Source organism: Vibrio sp. 10N.247.311.49, from assembly GCF_041467655.1.
GTDB classification, from domain to species: Bacteria; Pseudomonadota; Gammaproteobacteria; order Enterobacterales; family Vibrionaceae; genus Vibrio; species Vibrio crassostreae_C.
The window spans coordinates 25,804-49,959 of sequence record NZ_JBFSVA010000029.1; the positions used below are offsets into that span (position 1 = coordinate 25,804).

The 24,156-nt window shown below is 45.0% G+C and carries 20 protein-coding genes; 8 read left to right on the forward strand and 12 right to left on the reverse strand.

The genetic code is table 11. The features are described 5' to 3' along the window. Positions 1 to 24: 24 nt before the first annotated feature. A complete protein-coding gene (locus AB6E54_RS20180; RefSeq protein ID WP_017059389.1) occupies positions 25 to 273 on the reverse strand; it encodes a YkgJ family cysteine cluster protein in 249 nt (82 codons plus the stop codon). A 159-nt stretch (positions 274 to 432) separates the two neighbouring features. Here AB6E54_RS20180 and AB6E54_RS20185 point away from each other — a divergent pair, with 159 nt between their 5' ends. Next, positions 433 to 870, forward strand: a complete 438-nt coding sequence (locus tag AB6E54_RS20185) for a YcgN family cysteine cluster protein (RefSeq protein WP_102332528.1) — start codon at positions 433 to 435, stop codon at positions 868 to 870. A 105-nt stretch (positions 871 to 975) separates the two neighbouring features. On the opposite strand, the gene AB6E54_RS20190 is transcribed toward AB6E54_RS20185, so the two are convergent. The 6 genes from AB6E54_RS20190 to gap all read right to left on the reverse strand — a co-directional run bounded on the left by AB6E54_RS20190 (position 976) and on the right by gap (position 7,693). Next, entirely contained in the window at positions 976 to 2,862 is a 1,887-nt protein-coding gene (locus AB6E54_RS20190) for a BCCT family transporter (RefSeq protein ID WP_372107089.1), read from the reverse strand. 122 nt (positions 2,863 to 2,984) lie between these two features. Next, complete coding sequence (locus tag AB6E54_RS20195; RefSeq protein ID WP_017070749.1) at positions 2,985 to 3,338, reverse strand: hypothetical protein; 354 nt, start codon at positions 3,336 to 3,338, stop codon at positions 2,985 to 2,987. 276 nt (positions 3,339 to 3,614) lie between these two features. Then, the gene (locus tag AB6E54_RS20200; RefSeq protein WP_017059385.1) at positions 3,615 to 4,568 is read right to left on the reverse strand and encodes a ChaN family lipoprotein; all 954 of its coding nucleotides are present in this window, start codon (positions 4,566 to 4,568) and stop codon (positions 3,615 to 3,617) included. 75 nt (positions 4,569 to 4,643) lie between these two features. After that, positions 4,644 to 5,459: a 23S rRNA (guanine(745)-N(1))-methyltransferase gene (rlmA, locus tag AB6E54_RS20205; RefSeq protein ID WP_102332526.1), complete on the reverse strand. Its 816-nt coding sequence runs from the start codon at positions 5,457 to 5,459 to the stop codon at positions 4,644 to 4,646. 111 nt (positions 5,460 to 5,570) lie between these two features. Further along, positions 5,571 to 6,455 carry a D-hexose-6-phosphate mutarotase gene (locus tag AB6E54_RS20210; RefSeq protein WP_102332525.1) on the reverse strand — a complete coding sequence of 295 codons (885 nt, stop codon included), beginning with the start codon at positions 6,453 to 6,455 and terminating at the stop codon, positions 5,571 to 5,573. Positions 6,456 to 6,697: 242 nt separating this feature from the next. Beyond that, positions 6,698 to 7,693 carry a type I glyceraldehyde-3-phosphate dehydrogenase gene (gene gap / locus AB6E54_RS20215; protein ID WP_017059382.1) on the reverse strand — a complete coding sequence of 332 codons (996 nt, stop codon included), beginning with the start codon at positions 7,691 to 7,693 and terminating at the stop codon, positions 6,698 to 6,700. Positions 7,694 to 8,012: 319 nt separating this feature from the next. Between gap and msrB the strand changes: the two genes are divergently transcribed. Further along, complete coding sequence (gene msrB, locus AB6E54_RS20220) at positions 8,013 to 8,450, forward strand: peptide-methionine (R)-S-oxide reductase MsrB (protein WP_080582205.1); 438 nt, start codon at positions 8,013 to 8,015, stop codon at positions 8,448 to 8,450. Between the two features lie 175 nt (positions 8,451 to 8,625). Here the strand turns inward: msrB and AB6E54_RS20225 are convergent, their stop codons facing one another. Next, entirely contained in the window at positions 8,626 to 9,432 is an 807-nt protein-coding gene (locus AB6E54_RS20225; protein ID WP_372107100.1) for a DUF2989 domain-containing protein, read from the reverse strand. A 113-nt stretch (positions 9,433 to 9,545) separates the two neighbouring features. Here AB6E54_RS20225 and AB6E54_RS20230 point away from each other — a divergent pair, with 113 nt between their 5' ends. Then, positions 9,546 to 9,827: a YeaC family protein gene (locus AB6E54_RS20230; protein ID WP_010437067.1), complete on the forward strand. Its 282-nt coding sequence runs from the start codon at positions 9,546 to 9,548 to the stop codon at positions 9,825 to 9,827. Positions 9,828 to 9,970: 143 nt separating this feature from the next. On the opposite strand, the gene ansA is transcribed toward AB6E54_RS20230, so the two are convergent. Both ansA and sppA read right to left on the reverse strand, forming a co-directional pair. Continuing rightward, on the reverse strand, positions 9,971 to 10,987 hold the full coding sequence (gene ansA, locus AB6E54_RS20235; RefSeq protein WP_019823767.1) for an asparaginase: 1,017 nt from the start codon (positions 10,985 to 10,987) through the stop codon (positions 9,971 to 9,973). A gap of 118 nt (positions 10,988 to 11,105) precedes the next feature. Then, complete coding sequence (gene sppA / locus AB6E54_RS20240; RefSeq protein ID WP_372107087.1) at positions 11,106 to 12,956, reverse strand: signal peptide peptidase SppA; 1,851 nt, start codon at positions 12,954 to 12,956, stop codon at positions 11,106 to 11,108. A gap of 279 nt (positions 12,957 to 13,235) precedes the next feature. On the opposite strand from sppA, the gene AB6E54_RS20245 reads away from it, so the two are divergent. The 3 genes from AB6E54_RS20245 (at position 13,236) to AB6E54_RS20255 (ending at position 18,811) form a co-directional block, all read left to right on the forward strand. After that, positions 13,236 to 15,245: an NADPH-dependent 2,4-dienoyl-CoA reductase gene (locus AB6E54_RS20245; RefSeq protein ID WP_017070327.1), complete on the forward strand. Its 2,010-nt coding sequence runs from the start codon at positions 13,236 to 13,238 to the stop codon at positions 15,243 to 15,245. A 207-nt stretch (positions 15,246 to 15,452) separates the two neighbouring features. Continuing rightward, a complete protein-coding gene (locus AB6E54_RS20250; RefSeq protein WP_017059376.1) occupies positions 15,453 to 16,001 on the forward strand; it encodes an NAD(P)H nitroreductase in 549 nt (182 codons plus the stop codon). Between the two features lie 815 nt (positions 16,002 to 16,816). Further along, positions 16,817 to 18,811: a DNA topoisomerase III gene (locus tag AB6E54_RS20255; RefSeq protein WP_017063444.1), complete on the forward strand. Its 1,995-nt coding sequence runs from the start codon at positions 16,817 to 16,819 to the stop codon at positions 18,809 to 18,811. 18 nt (positions 18,812 to 18,829) lie between these two features. Here the strand turns inward: AB6E54_RS20255 and AB6E54_RS20260 are convergent, their stop codons facing one another. Both AB6E54_RS20260 and AB6E54_RS20265 read right to left on the reverse strand, forming a co-directional pair. After that, complete coding sequence (locus AB6E54_RS20260; RefSeq protein WP_372107085.1) at positions 18,830 to 19,861, reverse strand: DUF3080 domain-containing protein; 1,032 nt, start codon at positions 19,859 to 19,861, stop codon at positions 18,830 to 18,832. Continuing rightward, positions 19,839 to 20,525 (reverse strand): SDR family oxidoreductase, encoded by a 687-nt coding sequence (locus AB6E54_RS20265; protein WP_017059372.1) that lies wholly within the window; start codon positions 20,523 to 20,525, stop codon positions 19,839 to 19,841. The genes AB6E54_RS20260 and AB6E54_RS20265 overlap by 23 nt, the downstream gene beginning before the upstream one ends. A gap of 262 nt (positions 20,526 to 20,787) precedes the next feature. Here AB6E54_RS20265 and AB6E54_RS20270 point away from each other — a divergent pair, with 262 nt between their 5' ends. Together AB6E54_RS20270 and AB6E54_RS20275 are read left to right on the forward strand one after the other, a co-directional pair. Then, positions 20,788 to 21,708 carry a histone deacetylase gene (locus AB6E54_RS20270; protein ID WP_372050838.1) on the forward strand — a complete coding sequence of 307 codons (921 nt, stop codon included), beginning with the start codon at positions 20,788 to 20,790 and terminating at the stop codon, positions 21,706 to 21,708. 192 nt (positions 21,709 to 21,900) lie between these two features. Next, a complete protein-coding gene (locus AB6E54_RS20275; RefSeq protein WP_372107084.1) occupies positions 21,901 to 24,027 on the forward strand; it encodes a methyl-accepting chemotaxis protein in 2,127 nt (708 codons plus the stop codon). Positions 24,028 to 24,156: the final 129 nt, after the last annotated feature.

Genomic DNA, 24,156 nt, shown 5'->3' on the forward strand with positions numbered 1-24,156 from the left:
GCATATATAAGAAGAAAAGTATTGTTAAGTTATTGCTTCGAGCTCAATAAGGTTATCAAGCGCTTCTTGGTCGGTTTTACCACAAATGACAGGGCAAGCTTTGAATTGGTGACATACCTTCGGGCGTGAAGGTTGACCAAATAATTTGCAGAGATCTTGCTCATTTAATTGGATGCAGCGTACCCCAGCAGGCTTACCATTAGGCATTCCAGGAATAGCAGATGTAATACTTGGAGCGATACAGCATGCTCCACAACCTAGGCGACATTCCATCAAATTAAACTCACTAAATAACAGGGTGCGCGATAGTAGCAAAAAATGATGAGAGTGACAGCTGTTGATTGAATCAAAGAATGAACAATTATTATCCTTGAACTTTTTATGGGCTAGCGGTATAACACGCACCCCAGTAAAAGAGTAAGAAGTAATCCTATGACGAATCCATTTTGGCAAGAAAAGACACTAGAACAGATGACCAAGAATGAGTGGGAATCACTTTGCGACGGTTGTGGTAAGTGCTGCCTACATAAACTAATGGATGAAGATAGCGATGAAGTTTACTACACCAATGTGGCGTGTAGCTGGTTAAACGACAAAACATGTTCGTGTAAAGATTACCCGAACCGCTTCACTTCAGGTGAAGAGTGTTTGAAGCTGACTCGTGACAAGATCGATGAGTTTCACTGGCTACCAGACACTTGTGCTTACCGCCTTTTATCAGAATCTAAGCCGATTCCTGAATGGCACCCGTTGATCACCGGATCAAAAACAGAGATGCATGCAGCAGGTGAAAGCGTTCGTAACAAAGTGGTATACGAAATCGATGTTGTCGATTGGGAAGATCACATCTTGAACCACCCGAACCGCTAGTTAACGAAGACTAGTCAATCACCCGAATAAAAAAAGGCTCACATTTCTGTGAGCCTTTGTCGTATTTAGGAGGGTCCAAATCAATGGACTGTGTCATGGCTAATGTCAAGCAAGCGGTAAGTCTGCAACCACCTGATTGAACGTGATACGAGCATTCTGAGCTTGCTCAGATAACTCGATCTTTTTCGCTTGTGCGGCACTAAGATTACTCTCGGCCTGATCAAGTGCTTGTTGTAGGTTCTCTGGTAACTCGTGAGTTTCCATTTGTGAACCTTGTTCTAACACATAAGCGCGAATTTCTTTCTTCACTGCGGCAAGTTCTGTGTAAGCAACACGCTCAAGTTCTGCGGCTTCTTGTGCTGCATCTCTTTCTTTCTCAAACTGAGCCAACGCCATACCTTCAGCAGACCAAGGGTCCATGTCTGGCAGTTCTTCGATGTTGATCGTTGGCTCGATATACGCATCTTGATGGCGTAGGTCGAGGTTAGTCGCACGAACCGCTGAAATCATCAGCATCACAGAAATAGCAAGCAGTGGTAAGCCACCAACAATCGCCGCCGTTTGTAGCGTACTTAGACCGCCTAAGAACATTAGAATCGTTGGTAAGAACGACAGAGTAAATGCCCAGAACATACGGTTCCAGCGCATTGGCTCTTCGGTCACGTTATTTTGTACAACAGACGCTAGGATGTATGAGATAGAGTCAAATGTTGTTGCCGTGAAAATGATACACAGCATTGTAAATACAGCGATAACCAGCGTGCTCATTGGCAATTGTGCAAGCATCGAGAAGATAGCTTTGGTTGCGCCTTCCGCATTCAAAATGGTAACGACATCTAGCTCACCAGAAAGCTGCAGTGATAGGCCGTAGTTACCTAAGATCATGAAGAACAGGAAACAACCTAGAGAACCAAAGAAGATCGACCCTGACACCATTTGTTTGATGGTTCTGCCGCGAGAGATACGCGCAACAAACAGACCCATACTCGGTGCAAATACTAGCCACCATGCCCAGTAGAAAATCGTCCAGTCTTGTGGGAAGTGAGTGTTTTCGAATGTACCGTAACCACCAAATGGTTCAGCCCACGTTGCCATCACGAAGAAGTTAGACAGTAGACGACCAATTGAGTCTAAGCCTGTTTCTAACATGAAGATTGTTGGACCCGCGATCAGAACGAAAGCCAGTAGACCCATCGCACCCCAGAAGTTGATGTTACTTAGGATCTTGATGCCTTTTTCCAATCCAGCATAAGATGAGTAAGCAAAAATCGCAGTACACACTAAAAGCACCATCACTTGCGTTAGGTTATTTTTAGGTAGACCAAATAGGTGATTTAGACCTTCAGTGATCAGAGGAGCGGCTAAACCTAATGTTGTTGCAGCGCCGCCTAATAGACCGAAAATGAATAGGATATCAACGATCTTTCCTGGTACGCCTTTACTACGGTGTTCACCAAGAACAGGCATTAATGCGCTTGAAATCTTTAGAACAGGTTGTTTACGTACGTAGAAGAAGTAAGCGATAGGAATTGCCGGGATTAGGTAGATAGACCATGCGATTGGTCCCCAGTGGAATAGGCCGTAGGTCGCAGCCCAGCGTACTGCTTCTTCACTGCCAGGTTCTAGTTGGAAAGGCGGTGATTGGTAGTAGTAAGCCCACTCAATACAGCCCCAATACAAGATACTTGCACCGATACCGCCACAAAATAGCATGGCAGCCCATGATGCAGTTTTAAACTCAGGCTCTTCATCAGCTTCGCCCAGTTTAATTTGTCCCATATCACTGAATACTACGTACACCATAAATGCACAGGCTGCGAGACCTAGAGCAAGATACAGGAATCCGAGTTGATCAGTCATGAATGTTTTCGCAACCGCAATCCAGTCTGCGCCCTGTGCAGGGAACAAAATGAGCGGGAAAACTATCGTGAGTAGGAGTGCTATAGCACCAAAAAAGGTTGGCTTATCGATAAGCTCAAAAGTGTTTTTCACGAGTATTATTCCATTAAAATGAGAGCGGAATTATGGAATGAACTCGTTTTTTAGACCTAATCGGGTCTATTGTCGTAACGATAAATCGCTTTTATTCTAGAGAATGCGATAGGTTAGCAAGGCTAAATGAGTGCGAGAAGAATACCGCCTACGGTTGCCGCTGCGGACAGGTATTGCCCCGCTGAATAAGAACCATCATCTTCTTCTTCAATCTTATCTGGGTGATCCATACCCAAGGCACCATGAGCGAATGACTCAACTTTATCGGTAACTGTCGCGTTTTCTGCTTCGACTTTCTTCGCTTCTTTATCAATTTCTTTTAGGGCAGATAAGAGTGCTTTGCCTTCATCAGAAAGCTTAACCGTATTTTGCTCAACCTTAAGCGGTGTAGGCTTTTCAGCTTCGTTAGCTGAACTCTTAGCGTTCATCTGCGAAGGCGAATACAGCTGAGTATTACTCGTTCCTACTGGCGTCATATAGCTCTCCTTACCTATCCTTAAATATAGTATCGGCAGAGGTGTGAAAAACTTGTGCAATTAATCATCGATAGTGATGTTTTTTTATTCGCACATTACATTTTCGTCTGCTTGGTTAAATCGTCTATTTACTAAGCAAGTCTTGTGCCGATAAGAATGTTTGATTTTAGATAGAGTTAGGATGAATGACGGGAACGTGATCAAGTTGTGACGATGGGCTAATTATCTAGGATTAGCCCATCGACTCTTTAGCTTAGAAGAGTGGATCAACAGATCCTACTCACACTCTAGGCTAGCGCTACGTTTTGACAGATGCTTGTATGCCTTCATTCGGTTCTCTTTCTTTACAAAGCGAGCCGGCGGCGAAAGCACTTCAAGCTGATAATCACCGCTATCCGATGAGATCGCTTCAACCGGGCTGATGATGGCGATTTTTAAATCAGGGTTACGACGTAGAATTGATGCCGCCGTCCCTAAACCACCCTCGGTGTGGAACTTGCCAGCCACGTGAATCACTTGTTTATCAGGGTTTGATGCTAGGTAATCCACAATCGACTCAGCCATGGTTTCGTCCCAGGTAACCTGAGCGGCAAACTGCTTTTCTGTTTGCTCTGGCGTACCGTGATGCATAGAAGCCATGAACTTTTCTTTGTAAGGGCTATCGCCAGTATCCACTTCGGCAGCAATCCATTGGCGTTGCTCGGTCGATAATTGGTCTAGGTAAGGCAATCCTTTACGGCCAATACACTGCACGAATGGCTTTGGTGCATTTGCCGCAATAACATCGACGTCGTTGGCTTTTGCGAACTCAACTAACGCGCGGTAATCACTTTCGTAATTTGGCCAAGCTGCCGCTTGAGACATGAGAATTTGTTCGCCAATTTCGCCGTTTAAGTATTGGTCAAGTGTGGCTTGGTGCTCTCGAGTGAACTGTTCCATTGAAAGCGCAATGTTTGATGTTGCGTTGCGGCGCGCTTTTAAGAAGTCGGTTTGGAAGCGGTGAATGGCAGAATGCGTGTGCCATTCGCCAATTAGAACCACATCAGCGTCAATCAGCTGCTCGGGTAATGCATCGAGAGAAAGTGTTTCGCCTTGTGGAGAAGCGAACTGGTAGTCATAGAATGTGGAAACGGATTCCGTTTGAGCCACTTTTTGAGAAGTGTCTTTTGCAGGTTGACTAGCACAAGCCGTGAGAAGAGTAGCTAATCCGATAAGAATAATACGTTGCATGAAATGCCTCCTTGAAGAACACGCATACTAAAGGAGGCAAGATAAGATTTCAATGCAAACGATAATCAATATCAATTAAATTTGTTTGCGGTACACTCGCAGCATAAAGTCAGCTTCACAGTTGAATTGCTCTGCCTCGGTGAGTTGTTGTTTAAACTCTTCACTCGCCTTCCAAGCAAACGGCGTCATCTGTAGCAGGTCGAATGCATCTGACCCCGATAGTTCCATCATATAGTTTAGTTGCTCTTGATGCTCAAGCGTAAAACCTTCGATCACTTCTGGATCTTCATCGTGCAAGCGAACGCCATCATAAATTGCATCACGCAGTTGATACAGGTGTCGGCTAGCTGGTGTCACGGTGATCACCACACCATTATCTTTGATGGTGCGTTGTAACTCTTCAGCCTTGCAAGGCGCGTAAATGCGTAGAATTCCGTCTAAGCTGTTTTCAGCAAAGGGTAGGCGATGGCTTGATGCAACTGAGAAGTCGACAGCAGGGTAGCGTTTAGCGGCGTATTTGATAGCAATCTTAGAAATGTCTAGGCCAAACGTAGCCCCTTTCTTTTCTTGAAGATTCACAGCAATTTCGTTGGTGTAATAACCTTCGCCACAACCAATATCCAATAGGCTAGGCGTCTCTTCTGGTAGATAGCGAGAACACAACGTCACCACCGCTTGGCGCATTGGGTCATAGTGGTTACCTTCAAGGAAGCGACGACGTGCCTGCATCATCTCTTTGTTGTCACCTGGATCTTTTGAGCGTTTGTGGTGCGCAGGCATCAAATTGACGTAGCCTTCTTTCGCTAGGTCGAACTGATGGTTCTTTTCACACTTAAACGTACGATCGTTTTGAGATAAAGGTTGGTGACACAAAGGGCATTGGTAAGTCATGGAGACCTCTAAAGGAGAATAGACAGCGCAAGTGTAACGAGCTAAAACCAAAAAGTAAAAGAGCGACATAAAGCCGCTCAAAAATCGTTTTTTATAACTGTATTTATACGGTTATTGGGCACTAATCACAGTAATCAGCTGGTGGCTTTCACCAGGCTGTAATGTTTTTCCTGCTTCTAGGCTTGGTGCGTGCAGTGTTGATTCAACACATAGCATGGTTAGGTAACCGTCGTCTTGCATGTCGCCCATACCCGCAGCGCCTTCTGCCCACGGGTTCCACAGTACTGCAGAGTTATGACCGTGGTTTTCAACTGTTAGCGTGCGATCCAGCTTCTTGTCAGCAACAAAGATTTGCGCTTCTGGTTGCGTGTAAACGCGGTCAATCGTGTCGGTCAGTACCAGTTCAGATCCACCTTGGCAGATCTTGCCACCTTGCAGGCTATCAATGTACTCAGCACCCATACCAGTGGTGGTTGTGTTGTGGATATCGCCAACGTTTAGGTAAGTGTGTAGTGCACCAGAGAAAGTCCATGGCTGAGAATCAGTGTTCTTCACGTCCAGCGTTACTTTTAGTTGTTCGCCGATCTCAACATTCAAGCGAGCATCAAACTGATGAGGCCATACTGCTAGCGTCTCTTCGCTTGGCTTCAGACCTAAGCTAACAATCACGCCAGCTTCGCTTTCACGGTGTTCAACCAATTGCCATTCACTTGAACGGGCAAAACCATGTGCTGGTGCTGCAATGCGGCCAAACCAAGGCCAACATACTGGAATACCACCACGCAGAGCCGTTTTACCATCGAACTTAGCTTGTTGGCTCATCCAAATTAGGTCTTCTTGACCTTGCGGTTGGAATGACACCACATGGCCGCCAAACAGTGAAATCGCTGCGTTTGCTTTATCGTGGATAACGCGAACCAGTTTTACACCTTCGTGTTCAACGATAGTGACGTTGTCAGAAAGTACCGCCAGTGCAGGTAGAGTAGATAAATCCATTACATGATCCTTCTAAGGAAATTGAATTCAAATGCTGACTAGAGTGATGCTTGTGTTTTCATGAGTAACAAGCAGAGTCAGTATTAGAATTGAATTTTGCGTTTGGGCTATCTTGATGAGCTTAGACAGACGCGGTTTAAAAGATAGCAGGCATTAAAAAGGCGACACTAAGGTCGCCTTTTTCAAAGTCTGCTCAAAACAGTCTTCGCTAATACTTATCTAAAGCGATTTCTAAAAAGAAATTACTTAGAGATGTGAGCGATTAGGTCTAGAACTTTGTTTGAGTAACCGATTTCGTTGTCGTACCAAGATACAACTTTAACGAATTTGTCAGTTAGAGCAACACCAGCTTTAGCATCGAATACTGAAGTTTGAACTTCACCGATGAAATCTTGTGATACTACTTGGTCTTCAGTGTAACCAAGAACGCCAGCCATTTCGCCTTCAGAAGCTTCTTTCATTGCAGCACAAATTTCTTCGTAAGATGCAGCTTCTTTTAGGTTAACTGTTAGGTCAACTACAGATACGTTAGCAGTTGGTACACGGAAAGCCATACCAGTTAGAAGGCCGTTTAGTTCTGGAAGAACAACGCCTACAGCTTTAGCAGCACCAGTTGAAGATGGGATGATGTTTTGAGAAGCACCACGGCCACCGCGCCAGTCTTTAGCAGAAGGGCCATCTACAGTTTTTTGAGTTGCTGTAGTAGCGTGAACTGTAGTCATAAGACCAGACTCAATGCCCCACTTATCGTTAAGTACTTTAGCGATAGGTGCAAGACAGTTAGTAGTACAAGAAGCGTTAGAAACGATGTCTTGACCAGCGTAAGATGCTTGGTTAACGCCCATTACGAACATTGGAGTTGCATCTTTAGAAGGACCAGTAAGAACTACTTTCTTAGCGCCAGCAGTGATGTGCTTACGTGCAGTCTCGTCAGTTAGGAAAAGACCAGTTGCTTCAGCAACTACGTCTACGTCGATAGCATCCCACTTAAGGTCTTCTGGGTTACGCTCAGCTGTAACACGTACAGTTTTACCGTTAACGATTAGGTTACCGCCTTCAACTTCAACAGTACCGTTGAAACGGCCGTGAGTTGAGTCGTACTTAAGCATGTATGCCATGTACTCTACGTCGATTAGATCGTTAATACCTACTACTTCGATGTCTGCACGCTCTTGAGCTGCGCGGAATACGAAACGGCCGATACGGCCAAAACCGTTAATACCTACTTTGATAGTCATTGTAGTTGCTCCACAACTTAATTTCTGATTAAAGATAACTGGTAGTAAAATTACAGAATCCAGTATACATCTGCAATAGATAATCCGACTTAACTTGTTTAATGTCAAAAAAAAGCGACGCTTTTCTTAACAATTGGGTGTAAGTGATTGAAAATTGACCATTGCAAGTGGCTCTGTACCCTTCCAGTTGGGTAAAATACCCCTAAATGATGATTCACTTATGAGTGTATATGTACAATGTTTCCTGGTGAGAAAGTATGTGCTACAAAACGACTCATATGCAAGCCTTTATAGAAAAAAGTAAATATAATAACTGAGAATGTGGAGAGATATTAACGTGATTCAAAAGGGAGGAAATATGATAAAGCCTGATGAATACTGGCGTGAGCGCCTAACGGACGACGAATTTTCAGTGTGTCGTGAGCGTGGTACTGAAGCCCCATATAGCGGCAAGTTACTGCACAACCATAAGACTGGCGTCTATAGCTGCACATGCTGTGAAAGCCCTTTGTTTCTGTCGGATAACAAATATGACTCTGGGTGTGGTTGGCCAAGCTTTGATGCCCCAGTGAATGATGAAGCAGTACGCTATATAGAAGATCTAAGTCACGGAATGAAGCGTGTAGAGATCCGTTGTACCGCCTGTGATAGCCATTTAGGTCACGTTTTTCCAGATGGCCCGAAGACCACAGGTGAACGGTTCTGTGTTAATTCAGTGTCGTTAATTTTCAACAAAAATGACGAAAGTACGAAATAACTTGTAACTATTGTCTAATCCTTACAGGTCGCATTTGTCGATTTAGGAATGCTGAAACGCCCAAGATTTCAGATTTAACTCTAGTACAAATAAAAACAGCTACCAAAAAGGTAGCTGTTTTTATTTGAAAGCAGGTGAATAAGAAGCTTAAGTAAGAACACTATAAATGAAGCGATCAGTAACTCGGGACGATTGAAGGGCTGTAAATTCCATCCTCAATCGCTTCGACGATGTTATCTGCGTCTTTATTTAGCTTCTTATAGGTTGCCTTGTCGAAATGGTACAACACCGTGAGCTCGGCTTCAGAAGCAATCGGCACGTCAAAGTCTTTGGCAACCATTGCCCAAACGTACGCTTTTTCCATATGTCCCAGGCTGTGGTTGATACTGGCCATCGACTTGAAGATTTGAGTGTTGGCTACCGAGCCATTAGAAAGCGTTAGCGCATTATTGAGTAGCTTAAGTGTCTTTATATGATTGCGGGTGGTATAGAAGGTTGCCAAGGCATATTGCATCTCAGCTGTGTTTAACGCTTCAGAGCCTTCTAGTTGTAGGAAACTGCGTCTGGCATTGGTGTCCCCAGTTTGCGACCACAAGAAGTAAAGCGTTTCCGGTGTATCAGATTTCGATAGCTCATCAACAATGCGCTCAGACTCTTCGATACTGTGCATTAAAGAGGTAAAGCGACGCTCTTGCAGCTTAGATTGATCGATCGTTTCGATCTGTGCCGCGAGCTCTAGGCACTTTTTGTAGGCAGTGACTAATTCGAATTCTTTAATTTTGTTGATTTCGGTGGGTTGCTTCTGAACTTCAAATCGATGCCAGATGAGGTCGGTACGTGCGACACGACATTGCCCATCGTTCATGTTCAATTGTTCACACTGAAGACCCGGATTGCTTTGGCACAGTTGATCGGTATTTTTGTTCCCTTCAAGACACCCAACCAGAGTGAAAGGCAATAGGCTAATCGCCAACCATTTCATAATTTTCATATTCCTTCACTTGTGATCAGATGCACTTATTATCGGTCAGGTTCTTGACTCAATTCTGTTACGGGTTATTTTCTGGTGAAAATTGTTAAAACTAAGGCTTTACCATGGATGCAGAACAACTTCTTAGCGCAATGACACCCGAGGTCTACGAACGTTTAACCTACGCAGTTGAAACGGGTAAATGGCCAGAAGGTACGGCGCTCTCAAAAGAACAGCGCGACTCGTGTATGCAAGCGGTTATGTTATACCAATCTAAACATAACTCTGAAGCTCAACATATGACAATTGCAGCTGGTGGTGAGATTAGCTTTAAATCTAAGTCTGAACTAAAGAAACAGTTTAAGTCAGATCAAGAAGACATTGTTAGGGTTAACCCGAATCATTAAGCTTAAATTACAACAAAGGGGTGGCAATGTGCCACCCCTTTTAGTTTAACTCGTTTATTTATAAGCAATAAAACGATTTAGTTCACGTTAAGCCGCCGTTACTTTCATAGAATAACTGGCTTTAACGTGAATCCTTGAACAGGTTATAAGCTCATCTCACCGCGCAATACTTGTTGCATCTGAGCCTTCACTTCTTCGTAGCCTAGGTTTTGGCTTAATAGATAATGCAACTTCGCCAGTGCCGCTTCTGGTGTCATATCGTAACCACTCACCACGCCCGCTTCTGCTAGTGCACAACCTGTCGCGTAACCACCCATGTTGACTTTACCAGCCAAACATTGAGTTAGGTTCACCACAATAACACCGCGCTCTGAGGCATCTTTCAGGTGCTGAAGCAGTTCTGGGTTTTGTGGTGCGTTACCCACACCAAAAGTAAGCAGAATCATCGCGTTAACAGGTTGTAATAGCGTGTTACGGATAACTTCGTGTGAGATGCCTGGGTACATTGTGATTACGCCGATAGGTTGCGGAGTAATGTTATGAACCTTGAAAGCACCTTCAGGTTGTTCGTTTACCTTTACGTTATTGCTAAGTTGGATATTGATACCCGCTTCTAGCAAAGGATTCAGGTTTGGAGACGTAAACGCATTGAAGCCATCTGCGTGTGATTTTGTGCTGCGGTTACCACGCATCAACTTGTTGTTGAAGAACAGTGTCACTTCATTGATAGGGTAGTTTGCAGCAATGTGTAGCGCATTCAGCAGGTTTGCTTGTCCGTCTGAACGAAGCTCTGCTAGTGGGATCTGAGAGCCCGTAACAATCACAGGTTTGCCGAGGTTTTCAAGCATGAAAGACAGTGCAGAGGCAGTGTAAGCCATAGTGTCTGTACCATGCAGGATAACGAAACCATCGTACTTATCGTAGTTCGCGCGAATGTCATCAGCGATAGTCTGCCAATCAAGTGGCGTCATATCTGAAGAGTCCATTAATGGAGAGTATTCGTGAATGGTGTACTCAGGCATCTCTGGGCGATGGAATTCAGGCATGCCAGCTAGCTGCTTATCCATGAAACCTGCGACAGGAACATAGCCGTGGTCAATAGACTTCTGCATGCCAATTGTGCCGCCGGTGTACGCGATATAGATGTGTTTTCTTTCCATGGCGATTAATACTTAGTGTGATGTAGGGAACAGGGGGGCGATTATAGCGAATTATCATGCAATAAAAAGAGGCACCTCACACAGAGGCACCCCTTAGTTATTGAGTTATTGGCTCAACTTATTGAACTTGGCAATTTAAGCAGAAAGCGTATCGGCCTTGTGGGTCGTTAAAGTTGCCTAACAGCTGGCTATCTTGAGCTAACTGCTGAGTAACAGGCTGTAAACTGCTTGGTATCATCGATTGAATATCTAGGCCTATCGACATCTGAACTTGGTTCATAAATTCTTGAATAAATTGTTCAGTGGCCGAAAGTGGCTCTTCTACCCAGTAGATGTTGTAGCTTTCAAGCTCTGCAAGTGAAGCCGCAGCTGCAACCGCATCATCGAAATCACCAATCTCATCGACTAAGCCTTTCTGAATCGCATCTTGACCTGTCCAAACTCGACCTTGAGCAATCTTGTCGACCGCATCGACTTCCAGACCGCGATTTTCTCCAACTAGGCTGATGAATCGGCGGTATCCGTTTTCAATGCCCATTTGGAACGCGTCCTTCGCGCCATCGCTAAGTCCAGTTGTAATACCAAGACCAGAGAAAGGTGAGGTGCCAACGCCATCAGTGTAAACACCAATATCGTTCAACCCTTTTTCGAAGGTGGTGATAACACTGAAGATACCAATTGAACCCGTTAGTGTGGTTGGCTGAGCTAGGATCTTATCCGCACCCATCGAGATCCAGTAACCACCCGAAGCAGCAAGGCTCGACATCGACACAACAACCGGTTTACCCGCTTGCTTGATCGCTTCTATTTCATTACGGATAACTTCAGAAGCAAAGGCACTGCCACCTGGGCTATCGACACGAAGTACAACTGCTTTCACTTTATCGTCGTTACGTGCTTGGCGCAGTAGGGCTGCAGTGGTGTCTCCGCCAACTGTGCCACGCGGTTGCTTGCCATCCATAATTGCGCCGCTCGCTACAATCACGGCAACGTCGTGAGATTCACTGGTCATGTCTGGAAGCATGGTTGCACGGTATTCGTAGTAACCAAACGCGTTGTAGCTGTCTTGGCCGTCACTGCCGAAAACATCGGCAAGCTCTAGTCGAACTTGCTGGCGTGTCGCTAGCTCATCCACTAAGCCAAGTTTCTCGGCCAGTTTTGCAATGTCACCGTCCACAGACTCAAGTTCTTTCAAGAAGGTGTCCATGCTTGGATTCAGTGTTTTAGCATCGATCTGGCGGTTGTTACTGACGTCATCAACGTACGCACCCCATAGTTGGCTTAACCAACGAGAAGCGGACTCTTTCGCTGCGTCTGACATGTCGTCACGAATGAAAGGCTCGATAGCTGACTTGTAAGTACCCACACGGAACACGTGCGTGTTTACGTCTAGTTTCTCTAACAACGTTTTGTAGTAAAGCGAGTAAGCGCTATAGCCTTTAAGAAGAACCCCACCATCTGGTGATAGGAAGACCTTAGTTGCATAGCTGGCTAGGTAGTATTGGCTTTGGTTGTAAAAGTCACCCACCGCATAAATCGGCTTGCCTGATGCTTTAAACTCATTCAATGCCTTAGCAATGTAGCGTAGCTTGGTCAGGTTGGTTTCTGGCAACTCTTTGAGTGCTAAAACGATACCTGTAACCTTGTCATCGTCTTTTGCGTAGCGAATCGTTTCAACGATATCAAACAGGATGTTCTCTTTTGGGAGGTCTTTGCCAAGCAGTGAACCTGTGACCGAATCCATCGGATTGATATAGCGGCTTTGTTCCACAATAGGGCCAGACAGGTTAAGCACTAAAGCCGAATCCTGTGGAACAGTGGGCTGAGCCGTATCTGAATGGAAGTACACAAAGTAGATGATGGCGATACTGAGTAAAAAGACTAGGTTAACCAGCGCAAGACGTACAAACGTAATGAGCTTCCAAATCCCTTTAAAGATCATGCCTATAAATTTGAATATTTTTTTCATTCTGTCTCCGCAGTGAGATCACGTCGCTTTAACAAGCCGTAGTACCATTAATCTCAATAATATGAACTGCTTAGTATCCTACGATAATTCCCAAGCTCAAACTACACCAAGAATTGTTAATCGATATATATTCTCATTAAGTGTAGTCAAATTAAGGGCTTCTGAACGATTAATACGCTCTGCATTATGATCGGTGTTACAAAAATGTAAACGGTTGTTTGAACTTTTGGTAATTGAACTATACTGTGGTCAGACCACAAGGATAAAATAATAGAAGTGATGTCTGCCATGTACCCACATTTACTTGAACCACTCGATCTTGGATTTACTCAGTTACGTAACCGTGTATTGATGGGATCAATGCACACAGGTTTAGAAGAAAATAAAGAAGGTCTCCACAAACTCGCCGCGTTTTATGAAGAGCGAGCAAAAGGAGGCGTTGGCCTTATTGTTACCGGTGGTTTCTCTCCTAATTTACGTGGCAGATTAACCCCATTCAGTGCTGAATTCAGTAAAGTAAAGCACGCTAAAGCGCACCAAGTTGTTACCGAAGCCGTCCACAAGCACGGCGGTAAAATTGCGCTTCAACTATTGCATGCTGGTCGTTATGCGATGCACCCATTCGCGCAAAGTGCGTCTGGCATTAAAGCGCCTATCGCCAAGTTCGCTCCGAGTGAGATGAGCCCTCGCCAAATTAAAAAGACCATTGGTGCCTTTGCCAACAGTGCCGAACTCGCCCAAGTCGCGGGTTACGACGGCATTGAGATTATGGGATCTGAAGGTTACTTGATTAACCAATTCATCTGTAAACGTACCAATATGCGTTACGACGAATGGGGCGGTTCTTATGAGAAGCGCATGCGTTTCCCGCTGGAGATTGTTAAATCGATTCGCGAAGCAGTGGGTGACGACTTCATTATTATTTTCCGACTGTCGATGCTGGATTTGGTTGAGCAAGGCAGCACCTTTGAAGATGTTGTTCTATTGGCTCAAAAGCTGGAAGAAGCAGGCGTGACTATTATCAATACCGGCATCGGTTGGCATGAAGCGCGTGTTCCGACTATCGCGACACAAGTACCACGTGGTGCATTCTCTTGGGTGACGGAAAAAGTGAAACCATACGTGTCGATCCCAGTGGTGACATGTAACCGAATTAATACGCCAGAAGAGGCCGAACGTATTCTTAGCTCTGGGCAGGCTGATATGGTGTCTATGGCGCGTCCATTCTTGGCAGACCCGGATTTTGTTAATAAAGCAGCTCAAGACCAAGCTCAGTTCATCAATACCTGTATCGGTTGTAACCAAGCTTGCCTTGATAACGTGTTTAAAGGTAAACGTGCGAGCTGTTTGGTGAACCCACGCGCTTGTTACGAGACTGAAATTGTTGTTCAGCCAGCGCAAGCGACTAAGACCATTGCGGTTGTTGGCGCAGGCCCAGCCGGTTTAGCTTGTGCGACGACACTAGCCCAGCGTGGACACAAGGTTGACTTGATTGAGAAAAATGACCGTATCGGCGGCCAGTTTAGATTAGCAATGCAGATACCGGGCAAAGAAGAGTTCAGAGAAACGATTCGTTATTTTGCTAACCAAATCGATGCATCCGGCGTGAATCTGAAACTGGACACGGAAGCAACGTTTGAGATGTTGTTGAAGTACGATGAAGTGGTGATGGCTGCTGGCGTAGAGCCAAGAAAGCTCGATATTGAGGGCATTGACCAAGAAAACGTGGTCGATTACCAAACCTTGATTCGCGAAAAGACACCAGTAGGCGAAAAGGTCGCGATTGTTGGTGCTGGTGGTATCGGTGTCGATGTGGCAACCATGCTGACAGAACCGACTTCACACAGCCTAGACGATTGGCTGCATGAGTGGGGCATCGATAAGAATATGGAACACCCAGGCGGACTTTACCCTTACCCTGATTCATTCAGCGATAAAACGGTGTGGGTGATGCAGCGTAAAGCGGGTCGTGTTGGTAAAGGTCCGGGCAAAACTACAGGCTGGATTCACAAACGCACACTAGAAAAACGCGGTGTTAATCTACTGGGTGGCGTGAGCTACAACAAGATTGATGACCAAGGTCTGCATATCAGCGTTGGTAAGAAAGAGCAGGTGCTGGATGCTGACTCGGTTATCGTATGTGCAGGTCAGGTGTCAGTTCGTCCATTCGAAGACATGTGGCAAGAGTTTGGTGGTAAACTGCATGTGATAGGCGGCGCCGATTACGCGGGTGAATTGGATGCAGTACGCGCAATTCGTCAAGGTGTTGAGCTAGCGATTAAGTTATAGAATCAGCTATCAAACTGTAATCTTATCAGTAGATATTGTTACTTAATTTGCTGAGTTAGATTTTGAACAAGGCTCCTAAGTCATAGATTTAGGAGCCTTTATTGTTTCTAATCTAGCCTAAATGGACAGCCGTTGAGATTTATTATCGTTTGTATTCTGTGCTAAAGTTCAAGTATACAAATAATAAAGAAATAGTAAGGACTTCAAATGGATGCTTTGGATCTATTGCTCAACAGACGCTCAATCGCAAAACTCTCTGATCCGGCACCTGAAGGTGTGGCGTTAGAAAACATCATCAAAGCAGGGCTGCGTGCTCCAGACCACGGTGCACTAACACCATGGCGCTTTGTTATCGCGCAAGGTTCAGGCCTACAAAAGCTTTCAGACATCTTGGTGCGCGCCGCTGAAGCGGATGACAGCGAAGAAGCGGTTATCGAGAAAGTAAAAAAAGCGCCGTTCCGAGCTCCGATGGTGATTACTGTGATTGCCAAAGTAACTGAGCACGAGAAAGTGCCTGCTATCGAACAACATCTGTCTGCGGGTTGTGCTGCACAGGCGATGCAAATGGCGGCAGTCGCACAAGGTTTCCAAGGCTTTTGGCGCTCAGGTAAATGGATGTTCCACCCAGAAGTACACCAAGCATTTGGCCTAGAAGGCGACGATGAAATTGTTGGCTTCCTATACCTAGGCACTCCAGGCTGTACACCAATGAAAGTGCCAGAGCGCGACTTCTCTAAGTTCGTTGAGTTTTTATAAGTGAGCAAAAGCAGCCCAAGATAGGGCTGCCCAACTAAATCTAAAAACTAAATCTGGTGATAAAAGCCATAATAGCTGTAGGTAGTTGAAAGTCTTCAGCAACTAAGAAGTCGATAATCGCTAAAACTGATTCTATTACATCTAGTAAAGAGTTTAACTTTTGAAACATGCCCATATACTCGTTTAAGTAAGTTTAGCACGTTGTTTTTTACATAGACTTTGATATGATTCGCCGTGAAACAAGCCATCATAATCGTTGTCTTAAAGTTTAAAGTCTTCTCCTACAAAGACTTTGAACTCTGCTTATTACAACGTGAGTGATACAGATAAATTAGCCCGCTTTGAGTGGGCTTTTTTATTGCTTAGAATAAGTCATGTTACCTCCCTAAATTCGATTTGTCCTTAGACTACATATAGCCTTAACTTGCACTTCTAATACAACATATTGTGCCCAATTAAACGAGAACCACCAACTTTGAGTATTGATTTAGGTCAATAAAAGCCCCAAGCTGACTAAGTTCAATTCATTATTATTACGTTAGTTCTCTCTTTAGGAAAAAATAAATAAAACCAATTATATAGTGTCAAAATCGTTACTTTTTCTAGAGCCATTGCAGGCAGTGGCCCGCGTAGTTATTGGGAGATACAAAACAAGGCAGCTAGTTACGAAAGCTTGTATTAGGCATGTTTTAGTCGTGCATATTTAGTAGTCAGTAGTTTTTTGAATGCTAACTGTATAAACAACCAGTTTTTCTTGATTTATTAGGGCCACATTAGATAATGTGGCCCTAATTGTTTGTAGCATCTGGAAAAACATGTCTCGCCTTATTATTGCTGAAAAACCAAGCCTCGGCCGCGCGATTGCCGCTGCATTGCCTAATCCACAGAAGAAGGACCAAGGGTTTATCAAATGTGGTAATGGGGATGTGGTGACTTGGTGTATTGGACACTTATTGGAGCAGGTTGAGCCAGACGCTTATGACGACCGTTATAAGAAATGGAACTTGGCCGATCTTCCTATCGTGCCAGAGCAGTGGCAGCTAAGACCTCGTAAGACATCCAGCAAACAGCTTACGGTGATCCGAAAGCTACTGAAGGACGCCACTCAAATTGTTCACGCCGGAGACCCGGATAGAGAAGGGCAGCTGCTGGTTGATGAAGTGATTGATTACTGCAAAGTATCCAAGGCTAAGAAAGAGTCGATGGACAGGTTATTGATCAGCGACTTGAACTTACCTGCCGTAAAACGTGCACTTTCCCAAATGCGCAGCAACCGTGACTTTATCCCACTATCAATTTCAGCTTTGGCACGCTCTAGAGCCGATTGGCTGTATGGCATGAACATGACCCGAGCTTATACCTTGCTGGGTCAAAAGGCTGGCTACCAAGGCGTGTTGTCGGTAGGGCGAGTACAAACACCTGTACTTGGTTTGGTGGTAAGGCGCGATGAAGAGATCGAAAACTTTATTCCGAAAGATTACTTCACTTTGCACGCTTTGATCCCTTATCAAAATCACGGCCAGAGCTTTGATATTCGTGCGCGTTGGAAGCCAAGCGAAGCATGTAAACCATGGCAAGATGAAGAAGGGCGCGTGCTCAATCGAAAGCTGGTTGAGAATGTGGCTAACCGAATTGCGAATCAACCCGCGACGGTGACGGAATCAGAGCAAAAGCAAAGTAAACAAGCTGCGCCACTGCCTTACTCGCTGTCAGCCTTGCAGATTGATGCGTCTAAGCGTTTTGGTATGAGTGCTCAACAGGTGTTAGATACGTGTCAGTCATTGTACGAGAAACACAAACTCATCACTTACCCACGTTCTGATAGCCGCTATCTACCTAAAGAGCACTACTCGCAGCGAGAATCGATCGTTGATGCTATCGCTAACAATGCGAAAGAGCTGCAAAGTGGCGCTCAAGGTGCGGACCTTTCTCTTAAATCAAAAGCATGGAACGACAGTAAGGTCGATGCTCACCACGCGATTATTCCTACTCCGAAGAAGTCATCGGTGAACGGCCTGTCTGCCAACGAGATGAAAATCTATCAGCAAATCGCTCGTCAGTATCTAATGCAGTTTTACCCACCTGCGGTTTTTGCTGATGCTAAGCTGGTCTTTGATATCGCTGGTGGCGTGTTCATCGCAAAAGGGCGTCAGCTTATCAACCCGGGTTGGAAGGTGTTGATGGGTAAAACGGATACCGAAGAAAAAGGGGATGGCACGGATACGGTTCCTCCATTGGATAAAGGTACGGTGTTGACGTGCCGTGAAGGCGTGATTGGTGATAAGAAAACTGAGCCACCAAAACACTTCACGGAAGCGACATTGCTTCAAGCGATGACAGGTATCGCGCGTTTTGTTGCGAACAAAGATCTCAAAGCCATTTTGAAAGAAACCGATGGCCTTGGCACAGAAGCAACCCGTGCGGGTATTCTAGATACTCTATTCAAAAGGCAGCTGCTAACGCGCCAAGGTAAGAGTATTCACAGTAGCCCTGCGGGCAGAGGCTTGATTCATGCCTTACCTGAGGATTCTACCTTCCCAGACATGACGGCACATTGGGAGCACCAGCTGCAAGGCATGGCAGAACGAAATCAAGCGTATCAGCCTTTCATGCAAGCGTTAGAAAGCAAGATTGATGGTTTAATGGGTAAAGTAAAAACGGGAGAAGTTCCTGAATCACTCCGCCACCTTCCTAAAGTCGAGAGACCTGCCTTCAAACGCCGTAAAGGCGGTGGGGCGAAGAAGTCTTACGCCAAGACAGGTACGTATGCTAAGAAAGGTACTTCCGCTAAAAAGAGCACTAAAAGCTAAGACTTATTGAGGTTAGGATTAGCGACCGACTTTACGGCCACAACGTTTAAACAGTTGCTGCCAATAGTCAACATGGCGACGAGTGGATGATCGAAAGGCTTGATGTGCATCTTGGATGGGAAAGTAATAACTGTGCAGTTCAGGTTGCGCGTCAAACATTCCTAGTTGCGGGGCTATGTGCTGATAGTAGCCATCCAGTTGCGCCATGTAAGGCTGAACCTTACCTATGTATTGTTGCTCGAACACATTGTTGAGATAGCGGAACTTAGTGGTGTCTCGTTGTTTACCACAGATGATCTTGTCATCAAAAGTTGTCAGCTGTTTGGTGATGGTATCAAGCTCAACTGACGCCCGAGCGAGCGAGTAGTATAAATCCCCAAGGGTCGAACTCTTCTCTAATACTTCTTGAACCTCAGTGGTTTTGCCGGAAACGAGCGGAACGTTTAACGCTTGATTGATATGTTGTAAGGCATCAACGGTTTGTCTTACCTGATCGCCTATATCAGCGCGTAACCACTGACTACCCCGCATTTGTGACTGCATAGCATCGCTGGCATAGATGAGATTCCATTGATGCAGTGGAAACTGTGCGAGTTTCTGTTGCTCAATTTCTCTTAGTAATTCTACGATCTCTGGGTCTAATTCATTACTGGATAAACATTTGCCCACGCCTTCAAGTAGCGCGACTTGATAATCGTAATTACGAAACTCATCCGCGACCTTGCCCAGAACCGAATTTCTTTCTGCAATCAGATTGAACAATCCACACTGACGAAGCTGGTAGCTGTCGATGAGGCCGATAGAGAGTGAGGGCACGTCAAGCAGCAGTTCTCGTTTTCTCGGTAGGCTTTCAAATTCCCATTCCTCTATTATCTCGTCAGCATCTTGTACTCTGGCTATCTTTGTTTGATAGTCGTCGAACAAGTCGCCGGGGCCATCACTGAAACAGCCAGCTAGTATCACTGTTAGACAAAACAGCGTTGAGTGCTTAACTAGGTTTGAGAGATGCCCTGCATTCATCTGTGGATTACCAGTCAATTTCGCTGCCATCGAAATTGAAGAAGTGACCACTCACTTCGGTATTCGCTGACTCGATGACTTCAATCAGGCCGGAAGCTGAAGTGTCGGTGTCGATCAGAGCATTAGGGCCACCCATTTCAGTCTGCACCCAACCTGGATGCAGTGCTAACACCGTAAAGCCATCATCGGTTAAGTCGTTGCTTAGGCTCTTCACCACGGAGTTTAGAGCGGCTTTAGAGGAGCGATAGATGTAACCGCCGCCTGAGGTGTTCTCTGACATACTGCCGACTCTAGAGGATAAACAAGCGACCTTTTTGATATCGCTGTCTTTGAGTAAAGGCAATAGCGTTTCGACAAGCTTTAGTGGAGCGATGGTGTTGACTTCGAATACACGACGCCACTCTTCAACATCGGTATTACCCAGCCCGTAGCCTTTAGGGCCATAGTAGCCAGCGTTGTTGATCAAGATATCAATCGACTCTATTTGCGAAGGGAGTTGGCTTACTGCTTGGTAATCGGTTATCTCTAATTGAATACAGGTAAGGTTGGTGTTGTGGTCTGCGAGTGAGAGCAGTTCTTTTGCTGAATTGTCATCACGATAAGTCGCGTACACCTTGTGATTACTTTCCAAGTATTGTCGAGTCAGGCTTAAGCCAATGCCGCGGTTCGCTCCAGTAATAAAAATAACGCTCATGGTGATTCCTTTTCAGTTCAATTAGTTAAGTTTGATGGCTTAACACGAGAAAATCAACGCTCCACCAACTGGCCATTAGCATTCCTACAAAAATCATTACTGCTGCCGCTGAGCCGCAGATCACCCCAAAGATGAGTATTACGTTTTTCATTATGGTCTCTACTTTATAATTAATAACAATGATAACCATTATCATTAATTAAAGTTGTCGCCAAGTTTGAGGCTGTTATGATTTTGAGAAAGATACGCAATTAGCCTGATTATGATTCCTTTAATTTACCACCCAATCTATTCACAGTTACCTTTACCAGAAGGTCATCGCTACCCAATCAACAAATATCAGTTGTTGCATAGTGCTGTTGAGGCGCTGATGAATAGCGAACCTCGATGGAAGTGCAAGTTTGAAGTGTGCCAACCAACGCCGGTTTCGGTTGAGCAAGTAAAACAGGTACATGATAGCGGATATATTGATTTGCTCGTGTCTGGTAAGTTACCTGCAGCAAAGATGAGACGTATCGGTTTCCCGTGGAGCGAGCAACTTATCGAAAGAACACTCTACTCAAGTGGTGGAACCTGCTTGGCCGCTGAAATGGCAATAGAGACTGGTTTAGCGATTCATTTGAGTGGTGGTTATCATCATGCGCATCATGATTTTGGCAGTGGCTTTTGTTTGTTGAACGATTTGGTTTTAGCGGCAAAACACGCGCTGACCTTTGAACATATCGATAAAGTGCTGATCGTTGATAGCGACGTTCATCATGGTGATGGCACAGCAACTCTTTGCCAAGACAACGACGACATCATTACTCTGTCGTTCCACTGCGATAAAAACTTCCCTGCACGAAAGCCGCTATCCGATTTAGATGTGCCATTAAGTCGTGAAACAGAAGATGAAGAGTTCCTACGTTGTTTTGAACAAGTCACTAAGTTAGCGATTGCTCACCATCAACCTGATCTGATTATTTATGATGCGGGGATAGATATTCATCAAGACGATGAACTGGGTTATTTGAATGTCTCGACACAAGGGATATTTGAGCGCGACTGTTTCATGATTGAATTAGCGAAATCAGAGTCTATTCCGATGGCTTGCGTAGTCGGTGGCGGGTACCGCACTAAACACCAAGATCTGGTGCCGATTCACATGCAGCTGTTAAAAGCGGCCTATCATGTTCACGGTTAACCTCTCAAATTAGCGGCTGATAGTTCATTGAAATGATGGTGTGAAATAAGCGCCTTTTGCACCATAAAAGACACGCTTGCACCATTGTGACTCATATAAAGTACTTTTTTATTAATTAGTTACGTATTTGTGTGGTTAATTGTGGTCTGTAAATTGCTTGACCCATGTGTCTATAAAAACACAAGGGATAAAATGAACCTGACGGACAAGGAACGTAGTTGGCTTAATTGGTTTGGCGCAACAGGAAAACTGGCTATGCGCAGAGCTTGTTTCCTCAATCGAAGTAGGACGGAGGAGCTTGAACAAGCTTTTGAAAGTATTGCTCACACGCGAGTTCAACTTCTGCATAACTGGGTCAAGAATCAATGGGACTTTTTAGAAGACTCTGCTGTTTATTTGGCAAGTCGAACGGAAGAGCAAGCACAGGGGACGTTATCTAGCCTTCTTAAACGCAGTACGGATTTTTCTGAGTTGGCGATCGTCGATGCTAAGGGGATAGCACAAGCATCGAGTTATCATGAGCATGTAGGGGTTAACCTTGGAGACAAGAAGGCTTTAGTTGAAGGGGCTTCAAAGCGTTATCTGCATGGGCCGTATATGGATCAGCGCACGTTGAACGTAGGGGCTTCGAGTTCATCGTTTCATGACCAAGTAACGCTGATGTTTTATGTCCCCTTTTCTCGGGATGAAGGGGCGCCGCAATTCCTATGTGGTCGTGTTCCAAATGATGTTATTGGTGACATTATTCAAAGAGAAGCGGGGCATATTTATAGCGAGTCGGGTGATAACTATATCTTTATGGTCGACTCCATTCATGATCCTCATACTCAGCCGGGTGTTGCGCTCTCTCGTTCTCGCTTTGAAGATAATACCTTTTCACACGGCGAGAACTTAAAGCAAGGGGTTCATACTGATTGGGGAACGGTTAAGATCCAGCACCACACCGAATTTGAGATTCGCTTTACAGACCCAGCCACTAATCAGCTTCACCCAGGCGTAAGAGAAACCATTAAAAATGGCAATAACTTGTTTATTGGTTATCCGGGGTATTCTGACTATCGCCACATACCCGTTATTGGCAAAGGTATCACTTTTCAATTGGATGGTTCACCAGATACCTTTGGCATGATGTGTGAGTCCGATTTAGAAGAGGTCTACAGAGACCGAAGTCTAAGTTATACCTTATCTAAGCACTTTATCAGCTGCATGCTACTGCCTCTATTTGTTCCATTACTGTTTGCCAACCTTTATACACTCACACCTTTTATGCAGAGTGGCATTATGTTCGCTTGCGCGTTGCTTTCATTGGGCTTATTCCGTTTAGTTAGCGCCAAACCACTAGCGAAGAAGATTCATGAAATGACCGGGGTAATGCAGACCTTAGCTGAAGGTGATGGCAACTTAAGTCGGAGACTTGATCCCACCACATTCAGTCATAATGAACTTGGCAACTTAGGGCGCTGGACTAACAGTTTTATCGACAATTTAGATAACACGGTGAGTGAGTTGATCCATGCGAGTCACGAAGTTAGAGAGGTTTCGGAATCGATGTTTCGTCGCAGTGTCGTGATGAAGCAAACCAGTGATGATGCATCACAAGCGTTAAGCAATATGCTTCATTTGAGTCAGTATCAACAGAGCGAAATTACTCATGCGAGTGTCTCAGCAACGCAAATGGACACGGTGATGAAACAAGCCGTCCTGAGCGCAGAGAAGGAGTACAATCAGTCCGTCGAAGGCATGGAGATTGTTCGCAATATCGTAGAAAGCTCGGCGTATAGCGTGAATGAGGTGAATAATGAAATGACTAAGGTGTCTGACATTATAGATATCATTACTGACATTACCGCGCAGACTAACCTTTTGGCCTTGAATGCGGCCATTGAGTCGGCAAGAGCAGGTGAACACGGGAGAGGGTTCTCTGTCGTCGCTTCTGAAGTAAGAACTCTGGCTGACCGAACTTCACAAGCTGCTAACCATATTAGTGACCTAATGAAAGAGCTGCATAGTAAGTCTCGCAGTGCTGTTGAGTCCATGGAGCGAGGTGTCGAGAATGTGAGTAAAGGAAACTTAACAGTCGACTCAAATGCTCGCAGTGAGCAAATTCAATCAGCGGTGAGTGACCTCTTTACCACGATGTCTAACTTAGATGAAAACAGTCAGAAAAATGGACAAACGGCAGATAAAGCCCAACGTTCAATATCTGACTTACAACTGTCTACTAAGCAACTCGCACGTCGAGTGTCCTTGATGGGCAATGCATTGAGCCGTTTAGACCAATTGATTGGGCGTTTTGAAGTGAGCCGAAAGGTGGCGTAGTGGAAAATACGTAAGTTCTTTACGCAAACGCCAGATACAAAAAAGCCGCTGATTTCTCAGCGGCTTTCTTTAATGTGGTGGAGGGATAGGGATTTGAACCCTAGAACCGCTATTAACGGTTGCCGGTTT